Source organism: Zunongwangia sp. SCSIO 43204, assembly GCF_019904275.1.
GTDB classification, from domain to species: domain Bacteria; phylum Bacteroidota; class Bacteroidia; order Flavobacteriales; family Flavobacteriaceae; genus Zunongwangia; species Zunongwangia mangrovi.
In genome coordinates, this window is the sequence record NZ_CP063204.1 from 2,403,914 (window position 1) to 2,416,760 (window position 12,847).

At 38.3% G+C, this 12,847-nt stretch carries 7 protein-coding genes; 4 read left to right on the plus strand and 3 right to left on the minus strand.

From position 1 onward, the window contains the following. The first annotated feature begins 3 nt into the window (after positions 1-3). The 4 genes from INR75_RS10540 to INR75_RS10555 are packed head-to-tail and all read left to right on the plus strand — an operon-like array spanning position 4 to position 5,704. On the plus strand, positions 4-2,709 hold the full coding sequence (locus INR75_RS10540) for a glycosyl hydrolase (protein WP_223088767.1): 2,706 nt from the start codon (positions 4-6) through the stop codon (positions 2,707-2,709). 12 nt (positions 2,710-2,721) lie between these two features. Beyond that, on the plus strand, positions 2,722-3,843 hold the full coding sequence (locus INR75_RS10545) for a glycoside hydrolase family 88 protein (RefSeq protein WP_223088768.1): 1,122 nt from the start codon (positions 2,722-2,724) through the stop codon (positions 3,841-3,843). A gap of 2 nt (positions 3,844-3,845) precedes the next feature. Continuing rightward, complete coding sequence (locus tag INR75_RS10550; protein ID WP_255584514.1) at positions 3,846-4,760, plus strand: alpha/beta hydrolase; 915 nt, start codon at positions 3,846-3,848, stop codon at positions 4,758-4,760. Between the two features lie 5 nt (positions 4,761-4,765). Next, entirely contained in the window at positions 4,766-5,704 is a 939-nt protein-coding gene (locus INR75_RS10555) for a glycoside hydrolase family 43 protein (protein ID WP_223088769.1), read from the plus strand. Between the two features lies 1 nt (position 5,705). Here INR75_RS10555 and INR75_RS10560 read toward each other — a convergent pair whose 3' ends face one another. The 3 genes from INR75_RS10560 to INR75_RS10570 form a co-directional block, all read right to left on the minus strand. Beyond that, complete coding sequence (locus tag INR75_RS10560; RefSeq protein WP_223088770.1) at positions 5,706-7,865, minus strand: hypothetical protein; 2,160 nt, start codon at positions 7,863-7,865, stop codon at positions 5,706-5,708. Positions 7,866-8,066: 201 nt separating this feature from the next. Beyond that, positions 8,067-9,131, minus strand: a complete 1,065-nt coding sequence (locus INR75_RS10565; protein WP_223088771.1) for a glycoside hydrolase family protein — start codon at positions 9,129-9,131, stop codon at positions 8,067-8,069. Continuing rightward, positions 9,131-12,748 (minus strand): DUF4450 domain-containing protein, encoded by a 3,618-nt coding sequence (locus INR75_RS10570; RefSeq protein WP_223088772.1) that lies wholly within the window; start codon positions 12,746-12,748, stop codon positions 9,131-9,133. The genes INR75_RS10565 and INR75_RS10570 overlap by 1 nt, the downstream gene beginning before the upstream one ends. Positions 12,749-12,847: the final 99 nt, after the last annotated feature.

Below are 12,847 nucleotides of genomic sequence, written 5' to 3' on the forward strand. Positions count from 1 at the left end.
ATAATGAAGATTTTACGTGATTTATTGTTTTTGGCAATAATTCTTAGCAATATAATTTTAAGCGCTCAAAACCAACAATATTGGCCAGAGCATCAAAAGGAAATGAAACCCTGGACGCGTTGGTGGTGGATGGGAAGCGCGGTAGACAAAAAAAATATTAGGGAGCATTTAGTAGAATTTGAAAAAGCCGGACTAGGCGGTGTAGAAATTACGCCAATTTACGGGGCAAAAGGTGAAGAAGATCATTTTTTAGATTTCCTTTCCCCAGAATATCTTGAAATTTTAGATTTTACCATAAAAACCGGTGACAGCTTAGGTTTAGGAGTCGATATGGTTTTAGGAACCGGCTGGCCGTATGGCGGTAAGCAGGTAAGTGTTGATGATGCGGCTTCAAAATTAGTGGTGAATAAAATAGAACTCGAAAAAGGAAAAACTTTTGAAGGTTCTTTACTTCCAAAAGACGAAAAAAATCCTGTTTTTCTTCAAGCCGTGGTTGCCTTTAATGAAGATGGCGATTCAGAAATTATTACCGAAAATGTTAAAAATAACACCGAATTAAAATGGAAAGCGAAAAGGCAGAATTATACAATTTATGCTTTATTTCTTGGTAAAACCGGGCAAAAAGTGAAACGAGCTGCTCCCGGTGGCGCAGGTTTTACATTAGATCATTTTTCAAAAAATGCACTAAACAATTATTTAAAACCTTTTAATGAAGCTTTTGCTAAGATTAGTGAAAAACCAAGGGCAATTTTTAATGATAGTTACGAGGTTTATGGAACAGATTTTACCAAGGATTTCCTTCAGCAATTTGAAAAGAGAAGAGGGTATAATTTAGTTGAGCATCTGGATAAGTTATTGCTGAAAGAGGATGACGAAATAGGTAACCGAGTGAAATCTGATTTTAGAGAGATGATCTCTGATATTTTATTGGAAGAATTTGATAATCCCTGGACGGGCTGGGCTAACAAAAACGGCATGAAAAGCAGGTTGCAGGCGCACGGTTCTCCCGGAAATTTAATAGATCTTTACGCAGCTGCTGACATACCAGAATGTGAAACTTTTGGCTCAATGCCTTTCGATATTCCGGGGTTTAGGAGAGACGCTGCAAATATTAGAAAGGGAGATGCAGATCCTGTGATGCTTAAATTTTCATCTTCAGCAGGTCATGTGGCCGGTAGACCTTTAATTTCTTCAGAATCTTTTACCTGGCTTCGTGAGCATTTTAAAACAGCACTTTCACAAACAAAACCAGAGGCTGAAGAATTATTGCTTAATGGAGTAAATCACATGTTTTTACATGGTTCAACTTATTCGCCAGAGCACGCCGGTTGGCCGGGTTGGAAGTTCTATGCTTCTGTAAATTTTAGTCCAAAAAATACTATCTGGGAAGATGCTCCTGGATTATTTTCTTATTTAACCAATGTGCAATCGATGTTGCAAGAAGGCAAAGCAGATAATGAAAATCTGGTGTATTGGCCTATTTATGATATTTGGAATTCGTATTACGATGCAAATCTGTTTGTTCAGCTTAAAATTCATTCTTTAGAAGAGTGGTTAACGCACACGTCTTTTTATAAATTATCTACCAATTTGATGCAAAATGGCTACGGAATCGATTTTATTTCAGATCGTTTTATCGAGCAGGCTAAAGTTGTAAATGGAAAATTAGAATTACCTGGCGGAACTTTTTCAAGTTTAATTATTCCTGAAGCTAAGTTTATTCCGCTTAAAACAATGCAAAAATTAGTAGCGCTGAAGGAAGCCGGGGCCAATATTATTTTTGAAGCCAAACCAGAAAGTGTCCCTGGATTTAAAGATTATGAGTTGGCTAACCAAAAATTGAAAAAATTAAACGAAAAAATTACAATTTCAGCAGATGTAAAATCCAACCTGAAATCATCGAATATCAATCCTGAGACTCTAGTAAAAAGCGGACTCAAATACATTAGACGAGCAGATGAAGATGGCAAGATCTATTTTCTGGTCAACCATACTTCAAGAAGCATCGATGAGTTTATTCCACTAAATTCCGAAGAAAAAGCAGCTTTAATTTTAGATCCTTTAAATCAAAATGTGGGAGTTGCTGAGACTAAAATCTCAGAAAATAAATTACTGGTAAAACTTCAAATAAAACCGGGACAATCTCTACTTGTAAAAACAGCTGAAAGTTTTGATGCACCAGCCTGGAACTATTTTGAAACCGCTGGAGATGCTATTGTTTTAGAAAACTGGAGCCTTAGTTTTGAGAATGGCGGCCCAGAATTACCAAAACCCAATGAGCTTTCAGAATTAAAAAGCTGGACGAAAATCGATGAAATAGCCGCTAATTTTTCTGGAACAGGCATTTATGAAACCACTTTTAAAAATCCAGATGAAAGTGTAGAATATTGGAAATTAGATCTTGGAGATGTTAGAGAAAGTGCCCAGGTTTGGTTGAATGACAAGTATGTTGGCCGGTATTGGTCAGTTCCTTTCGAACTTGTTTTAAAAGATTTAAAAGAAGGAGAAAATAAATTAACCGTAAAAGTAACCAATCTTGCCGCTAATAGATTGCGAGCTAAAGAAATGAGGGGAGAAGAATGGAAAACGTTCTACGAAATTAATATGGTAAATAAAGATTACGAAAAATTTAATGCTACCAAATGGGATCCTATGCCTTCAGGATTAGTTAGTCCTGTTAAACTTATTCCCCTAAAAACCCTAAAATAATCCGAAATTACTATGAAAAATATTAGTCTATTTATTTGCCTTTTCATTTGTACGCAAATTGGTTTTGCTCAGCAGATCGATCGTGATCAGGTTTTAAAAGATATGGAACTTGCCAATGCTTATTTTATGCAAAAGTGGCCAGATGTTGGTAAAACTATTATTACCAATAAAGAACGACCAAGTAACATTTGGACGCGTGGCGTTTATTACGAGGGGTTAATGGCGCTGCACGAAATAATGCCAAAAGACGAATATTATAAATACGCTTTAGACTGGGCAAATTTTCACGAATGGGGATTTAGAAGTGGTAATGAAACCCGTAATGCAGACGATTACTGTGCTGCGCAAACCTATATTGATCTTTACAATTTGCAACCAGATCCAGAAAAATTAAAAAATACCAGAGCCTGTATGCAAAAGTTTTTGTTTACACCGCAAACTGGTGATTGGGATTGGATAGATGCAATACAAATGGGAATGCCGGTATTTGCGAAAATGGGCGTTTTAGAGGAAGATTCTCGTTACTACGAAAAGATGTATCAAATGTATATGGATACTAGAAATTCTATCGGAGGAAAAGGATTATTTAATGAAAAAGATGGACTGTGGTGGAGAGATGCAGATTTTGATCCGCCTTATACTGAACCCAATGGGGAAGATTCTTATTGGAGTAGAGGAAACGGTTGGGTGATAGGAGCTTTAGCAAAAGTACTATCAATTATTCCTGAAGGTACTGCACATGAAGAACAGTACAAAGAAGATCTTGAAGCGATGGCGGAAGCCTTGGTAAAAGTACAGCGTAAAGATGGTTTTTGGAATGTAAGCTTACATGACGAGGGCCACTTTGGAGGCAAAGAGCTTTCGGGTACTGCATTATTCGTTTATGGGATGGCTTACGGCGTAAATAACGGAATTTTAGATAAAGATAAATACATGCCGGTTATCACTAAAGCCTGGAATGCAATGATAAAAGATGGTCTTCACGAAAACGGATTTTTAGGTTGGGTGCAATCTACGGGAAAAGAGCCGAAAGACGGGCAGCCATTATCTTATAAAAAGATTCCAGATTTTGAAGATTATGGTTTAGGCTGCTTTTTACTGGCAGGAGCTGAAGTTTATAGAATTCAATCTTAAGTATGCGAAAATTAGTTATTCTGTTTCTCTTGTTTAGTACTTTTATTAGTAAAGCCCAGGATTTTGAAATTGATCTTTGGGAAGGGAAAATTCCCGGAAGTATAGAAAATAATGAATACCAGGAAGAGCAAAAGTTTGATGGCGATCAATTAACCGGCGTAAGCAAAGTTAAAGAACCAAAACTTTATGCCTATTTAGCAAAGGGAGATTCGTTAAAAAGTGCGGTAATTATTTTTCCCGGTGGCGGTTATAGTCATTTGGCGATCGATAAGGAAGGATTTAAACTGGCAGAATGGCTGGCTTCTGAAGGAATTTCAGCATTCGTTTTAAAGTATCGTTTACCTTCCGATGAAATCATGGAAGATAAATCTGTAGGTCCATTGATGGATGCACAACGCGCTGTAAGAGTTTTGCGAACTAACGCAGAAAAATGGAATCTTGATTCTAACAAGATCGGGATTATGGGCTTTTCTGCAGGCGGGCATTTGGCAGCAACGCTTTCTACACACTTTGATGAAAAAGTTTATTCTGCAGAAATAGAAAAAAGTGCACGACCAGATTTTTCAATATTGGTTTATCCTGTTGTAAGTTTAACCAATGAAATTACCCATCGAGGTTCCAGAGAACGCTTATTGGGAAAAACAGCTTCTGAAGAATTAGTACAACATTTTTCTAACGAAACTCGGGTTTCAGAAGATACACCACCAACATTTTTGATTCATGCGATGGACGATCATGCTGTTCCGGTAGAAAATAGTCTTAACTATTTAAAAGCCCTGAAAGAACATAAAGTTCCTGCTGAAATTCATATTTTTGAGAATGGTGGGCACGGCTTCGGGATGGGAAGACAGCTTACCAATAATACCTGGCCAACCAGCTTACTTAACTGGCTAAAATTGCATCATTATAAAAATTAAACTCCATGAAATTTAATCAGGCATTCAGTTTTCTATTGCTTATTTGTTTTTTTACCTCTTGTAATGCCCAAAAAGAGGTTTATTTATTCAGTTATTTTAAAGGGAATGGAGAAGATGGTTTGCATTATGCCTATAGCAAAGATGGCTTAAAATGGGAAACTTTAAATAACGATGTGTCTTTATTAACTCCTGAAGTTGGCGAACAAAAATTGATGCGTGATCCCTGTATCATAAAAGGCGGTGATGGTAAATATCATATGGTTTGGACAACGGGTTGGACAGAACGGGGGATTGGCTATGCTTCTTCTGAAGATTTAATTAACTGGTCACAACAAGAATTAATTCCTGTGATGAAAGACGAAGAAACCGCCAGAAATTGCTGGGCTCCAGAAATCACATACGACGAGAAAAATGATGAATATATGATTTATTGGGCAACAACAATTCCGGGTAAATTTCCTGAAACACAATCTGATATGGATAGTGGATATAATCATCGTATGTATTATGTCACCACAAAAGATTTTAAAGATTATTCTGATACTAAACTTTTATATGAGCCTGGCTTTAATGTGATTGATGCCAGTATTAGTTGGCATGATGGCAAATATGTTATGATCTTGAAAGATGAAACCAGGGAGCCTGCACAAAAGAACTTAAAAGTTGCGTTTGCTGAAGATTTAACCGGTCCTTATACCGATGCCAGCGAACCAATTACTGGGAAATATTGGGCAGAAGGTCCAACCATGTTAAAAGTAGAAGATCAATACATCGTATATTTTGATAAGTATACAGATCATCAATACGGAGCCGTTGCTTCAACAGATTTGAAGAATTGGATAGATATTTCAGATCAAATCACATTTCCAAAAGGAACGCGCCACGGAACTGCAATAATTATTACTGAAGCAGAATTAAAGAAAATAAAAAATCTGGAGGATTAGATTAAGGCATTTTTTTCAAGCCTTCCCATTTTACATTCCATTTGCCATTGTTGGGAAATCCCGGATTTTTCTCATTGGTTTCGTCCCAACCGGCACACATCATCGCAACCGCAGTAAGTAAACCGCCATTCCCCGGCATATATAGCGTTAAGCGTTCTTCCTGGTAATTATGACCATTTTTTAAATAAGTGTTAGTTTGTACATCCATAAAAAGTGCATCTACTGCTTTTTTAGGTTTGCCCAATCGCGCCGCAGCCATTGCTGTCATTGGGAAATCCCAACCCCAAGTATCTTCCCAGGTCCAGATATCCCAGACTTTATTAAAAGTATTATCCATAATTTCTTTATCGAGCATTGGCGTTACCGGCAACATTCCGTAAGTTCCTAAAACAGAAGGATGATCGGTTAAATATTCTGGGTTGGTGTAAGAATCGGTCGCACTTTCAGTAGTTAAATAATAATCTTCCTGAACAGGAAGTGGTGACAAGTTTTCTGCCACTTTTTTCCAAGCTGAGGGCTGTTCTTCTCCCAAGCGTTCTTTCCATTCTAGCGCTGTAGTTAATGCCCAGTTCCAATAGGCTAATTCATAAGTTGGGTTAAATGTTTCCATTTTCGGAAAACGTTCTTGCGCCGGAATCACACCCGGACCTAAATCGTAAGTTCCTTCTTCATTTAAATGCGCGAACGACGCCATAAAATCTGCTGTGGCAAACACACGCTCTTTATATTTTTCTAAAGTTGCTGAAGTAGAATCGGCACGATACATCAATTCTGCATATGTGATAAAATGCGGTTGTTGCCAAAGTAAGAATGCTCCCACAGAAGACGGACCTTCATCACCGTAAGGATCGGTCATTTTTTGCCATCTTGCACCTTTAAAACCTTGCCGTTCTGCTAAATGTTTCGCTTTTTTGAAAACGCGATCATACCAAGGTAAACTTTTTTCCAATAACTCTGGTCTTCCCCATAACGGAAAGTGAACTCCGTGCCACCAATGCATTTCTAAATGTGGTTTCCCGTACCACGAATTATAAGTTAATCCGGTTTCCTGTGGCGGTATTTCTCCGGTACATTGCAATTTGGTCAAGTATTGCGATAATACCACGCGACGTTCTAATTCCGGTGCACGTTCATCGGTACATTCAGAAAAATCGACGATGCCACCGCTCTTCCAAAATGCTTCCCAACCACTCTTACTACTTTTTTCTACCGAAGTAAAATCAGTTTCTTTATTGATGGCTTTGTTAGTGAACTGGCAGGTAAATGAAAACTTGTTTTGCTGCGGAATTAATTCAAAATACTGAGCTTCTTTTTTATTGAATTTCGCTTCGCCTTTCCAATTGAAACCTATTTCGTATTTCAATGAATCCATTTGTCTGGTGACTATAGCGTGATTGTTTTCATTTGCTGAAATTTCACTTGAATAATCTAAATTTTCAGCTTCCCATTTTGTACCTAGATCGGTCCAGCCGCCGGTAGGATACGGCAATCGAAGTCTTATTTTAAGTTGTTCTTTTTCAATTAATTCAGAATTTACTTCAACCCCAATAATGTCTTCCTCTTGATGACAAAGTGTTTTAACTTCCACCGGAATTCCTTCTACCTTAAATGTACTAGTAATTTCTCCCGTCCACACATTTAGTTCCTGCTGAATATCAGTAATATCTTGCGGTTGAACCTTTTCGCCGTTTTTATTGAGTAAATCAAAACCCAGATTTCCTAACTGAACACGATGCGGATTCGATCTAAAAAAATCGACTGCTTTTCTAGCGCGATCGCCTTTCTTTTGTACCGAATAACTCACCTTGCGACCATATTGATCGTAATCTTCCAATGTTTCTTCAAACTTATAATCGCCAGAATTTGGGAACGAATCCCAACCCCATTCCGATTCTGTTCCCAGCGGAACGCCATACTGAAACATATCCGGGAAAGTTTGTAATCCCGTACCATCAACGGTAAAAGCAAAACTTCCGTTCCCCACACTTAACGAAGCCAAGGTATCTAGTTGATTGACGTGTACATTATTTCGTGTTATGACGGCCTTTCGGTCGATTTTAGAGAATTGTTCTTTTTCTGATGATGCTTTTTCCTTTTTCTTTTCTTCAACGCAACTGAAGAAAAGTAAACTTAGGCATATTAATGAGAGATATTTTTTCATAAGTTATAGTTAGTTTTATTTATAATACTTGGTTAAACCTTACAGGTATCAAAAGCTGAGAGGTCTTTTTTTCTTATTTTTAGATCTATTGAAATTCAATATTTTTTACTTCTCGATACGATTTTGTTTACACTAACTTTTCAACAAAATCACTCGAAGTGACTTTTACTAAATTCTGTAAACTGTTTACTGCTAACTGCTTTAATCAATTTTAAAAATAAACGAGGAAGCTGTTTCATATTTCCCACCTTGCGAAGCGGTAAACAGATAAGTTGGTTTCCCATTCTGAAATAAAATCTGTGGCCGCTCTGCCCTACCATATCTATTTAAGTGCTTAGGTGCAGGAGGCTGGTTCACATATTTTCCTAGAGGTTGGTATCCTATTTTTGGATCGCTCCAATGCTTGCCATCTTCAGATTCCATATACAAACCATTATCGATATCAAATGTTCCTAGATCGCGCGCGAGCATTTTAAACTTACCCTTCTCCCGCCAGACAAAAGCATCTTCGCATTGTTCGTTATTTCCCATTCCTGAAAAATCGATGACCGGATTGCCATCATACTTTCGATAAGGTCCTTCTAATCGATCGGCCACCGCTAATCCATATTTTCGATTACCCCGAATACTGAATTTTGGATGTAAATAACCTTCTGAATCAAAAGATTTATAATACAACCAATATTTATCTTCAAATTTTAAAAAGGAAGGATTAGTCGTACAATGATCGTCCCAAGTTCCTGCTTCCCCGGGAAACAAAAGTGGCTCATCCGGTCGTTCCCAAGGGCCGTAAAGTGAATCTGCTGTTGCCAAACCGATGCGTTGCGTATTCAATTTACCGTTCGAATTCCCCATAAAAAACAACGCATATTTCCCGTCTATAAAATGAATGCTTGGGTTATGGCATGTTGTCGCATCCCAAAAACCTTTGCCTCGCGGAGACAAAACTGTAGCTACATATTCGTAAGGTCCTTCCGGCTTTTCAGCTACTGCGTGAGCGATTTCCGATTGGTGAGTCCATCCGCTCATCGATTTGCTTTTTGGCCAACAAGAATAAAACACGTGAATTTTGCCGCCGGGGCCTTCAATAGGACTATTACACCAAACGTATTGATCTTCAAACTCCAAAGCTCTTCCTACAGGACTTAAACGCTTTTCGAAACTCGACAACTCAGGATCGTTACCATAACTCAATATTGACTGCCAAGGCAAGCAGCTCGCTAACGCCGCCAAACTACTTTGTTGTACAAAAGTTCTTCGTTTCATTACTTTCGTTTTAAACTTAAACTCATCAATCCGATTACCACATCATTTGCGCTTGCTCTAAAAGAGAGACTTTTCAACTTCTTTTTCGGGTTAAGCGGAAGGTCTAAAATCGTCGCTGCGCCGCCATCAATTCCTTTGCTGGAATAGCCGTGAATGTTGTAATAATCCTCAAAATCGCGAGTAATTTCTCCAGTTTTTAAGTAAACACGCGGTGGTTTTGGCGCATTGGTGGTAAAAGCGTAACCATCTATGTGATAATCCTGCTCGATCGGCCACCAATTCTCCGGGTTTTTGAGTTGCAGAATTTCTGTTGAACCGTCTTGATAAGTCACAATTACTTCACCATTCACAAATCTGCTTTGCATTGGATTTGTACTACCCGCCATCATTAAATAAGCGTGCGAAGCTTTCCCGGAAATCGGAATTTCAAGTTCTTTGGGATAAACTTCCCATTGGGATACGAAAGCAATATTCTGTTTATTTTCTGCGGAAGGCGTTTGAAATGGAATTCCCTGCGAAGTCGATATTTGCTGTTTTTCGCCTGCTTTTTTACGCAAACCGGAATCGTCGATATGTACTTCTTCAGCGATCCACGGATAACACCAATTACCAATTCCGGTGGTGGGTAATTGCAAGGTTGGACGTAACGATCGAGGCTCTTGGTATTGATCGGTAAAAATATCACTAATTTCACTATTGAAAACGGAACTTAAATCAACCAGTTCAAATTTTGATTTTGCTGAAGTTTTCACCTCCCAATTTTGAAAATCTAAGTCATAAGTTTCATTTTTTGATTCTAACTGAAGCTGATTTGTTCCTGAAACGGCGTATTCTAGCGGAATCTCAATCAAGCTTTTAGATTTAGCTTTCAACTGAATATTTTGCTGACTCTTTTTCGCTGAATTCAAAATCAATTCTGTATTAATATTTTTTGAAGTATGATTTTGTAAACTCAGTTGTAATTGATTTCCTGAAATTTGTTGCTCAAGAATCTCTAATTTTGGAAGTACTTCTACAGCAATCATTTTCCACCAACTTTGCTCGCCTTGTTGCAATTGCACAAAGAAGCTTTTATTTCCGGTAAGAGCATTTATTTGAAATTCGCCCAATTTGAGATCATAATTCTTAATGATCTGCTGCGGATCGTCTACAGTTACGATTTTAGCTTTATTCAGCTTTAATTGTAAATTTTCTTCGGAAGCGATTTTCGTAGGAAATTGAGGTTTTTCTAAGTCATTTCCATTTTGCTTAATTTCTATTGTATAATTCTTAGCATAAGCTACATCAATAATCAATTTTGGGGAATTATAGGCTTCTTTTTTCCATTTCAGCGGAATTGATTTTCCGTTGACCAGCACTTCTTCTACTTTTTCTGAAGTAATGCCGATTTCCATTTTTAAAGCCAACTCTTTCGGAAAATCTTGCTGAATTTTATACAATTTAGACTTTCCATTCTGCTGAAATTCAACCGAAATATTAGGGAGTTGCAAAGAAGCTTCCTTCCAATCTTCAGGAAAACCCGGAGTAATTTTCAATTCATTTTCTAAAGCATCAGGATGAATTCCGAATAAACCTTCTACCAAACTGCGAGCCGCCATCCCGATAGGATCAGCAAAATCGCGGTACAATTCTCCACGAATCGCATCGTAAAAAGAAAGCTGCTGAAATCCGCCCGGAGAAGCACCTAAATACATACTTTCAATCAGCGCGCTTTCCCATAAATCGTAAGCTTTTTCAGCATTTCCGCCTTGCCAATACGCCAAAGCCATATGTAGGTTTTCTGCTAAAGCCACATTGTTGACCGACCAAGTATAAGGTTGCCAATTGGTGGTAGAAATAAGTTCCAATTTTCGATCTAAACCTTCAGCTTTTACAGGAATATGCGGAATTTCAGTCGAAACATAATTCAGCATTTGTAGAGCTTGTTTTTCCGAAGGAACGGCTTCGTCAATCGTATGATAAACACTCCAAATACCCGGTTGCTCGTGTAAGTTTTGTTCGCCTAAAAGATCTTTATATTCTGCAAAAATTCCTTTTTCTTTGATCCATAATTGTTGCTGAAGTGCATTTATAATTTTTTCAGCTTCCTCTTCATAAGCTTGTGGATTCTCACCAACAATTTTCGCCAATTTTGCTGCCATTTTGTTAGCACTATAATTACAAGCCGACGTGTAGACCACGCCACCACCGGAATATTGCAAAGCATCGCTCGCCCAAATAGCGGCGTAAGCATCATAAAGTCCGTCGCCATCAGTATCGAAATTTCGTTTTTCCCAGGCGAGGTGACGCTTTAAAGTCGGCCACATTTCTTTGATATATTCTTTATCGCCACTCCATTGAAAATGCTTGAGTAGCTGATCGAAAAACACCAAATTCATATCGTAATGATGCGCTACGGTGTTTTTATTGGGATGCCTAGAAATATAACCCCGGCTAAACATAGAAGTCCCGATTTTCTCTTTTTGCCGAGCAAAATGTCTTGACGTATCGGGAACTACCGGACCGGTTTCTGGTTGTAAAACCTGAGAATTCGCATAGCTTGAAAAATGTGTTTTCGCTCGGTCGTGCCAACCCAGCGGATCTGCCACATAAGCGCCACGCCAAGCGTTGAGGTGCATTCGCCAGGCCACCGAGCCGTGCAAAAATGCAGGATCTTCCCAAATACCATCGGCAGCGGTAGCTAAAGCTCCGCCCAACGTGTTTAAATAAGGATCTGGTGTTTTTAATTGAACTCGGTTGGCTAAATCTTCTGCCTTCGATAAGGCTTTTTCAAAATCTTGTTTTAGATCAGTTTGAGATTTATTTTCAATTTGAAGTTGATTCCCGATTTCCCAATAAAGTTCAGTTTCTAACTCGGTGATTTTTCCTGCCAGAACCGGTAAATCTTCCGCAGTGGAATTCCATAAGCTGAGTGGATTTTCCAATTGATGAACATCGGCTAATTTTACTTCAGCTTCGGGGAAGACGCCCGTCATTATTTTTCGGGTTTCCTTGTTTTTGCTATCCCAGGCGTAATCTAAGTGAAATGAATTTTTATCGATTTTAAAAGAATTATGCTCGCAATAATCGGGTTGCAGGTAAAAAACCGATTCAGGGTCGGCACCAATATCGCCATCACGATGAAATTTCTTTCCGCTGGCGCCACCATAACCCCAAACTAAATTGACTTCCGCAGGTATATTTTCAGGAATTACTTTTAAAATGAAACCTTCAGCATCGGCTAAAGCGAGGATTTGTAATTGAAGTTTTCCACCTTTCAACAATTCATCTTCAATGGTATATTCCATTCTTCCTGGAATATAAGAGGTCTTTATCTTATCGGCTTCGGTGATCCATTTGCTTTTTTCCGCAGTAAGAATTCCCAATTGAAAATTACCGCCCATTCCAGGCATATACATCGCAAACTCCGGTAAATCGCCGGCTTCTACACGAAAACCAGTATTGGTTCCGTAGAGCGCGCGATTGAATTTTCGCGTGCCGTTGACCAATTCAAAAGCATTTCCGTTGGGTTGATAGTGAATTTTTCTGGGTTTGTTGTGCCAATAGGTAGTATCCTGGCAGAAACAAAACGAGGAGAAAGTAAGAGAAATGAATAAAAATATGATCTTTTTGATCATGTGGCATGAATTTAGATTTTCGATGTATAATTTTTAAAAAATCCATCGAAAATCTATCCTGTACACACCTGACATTGTATGTTTTTAGGTATATTTTTT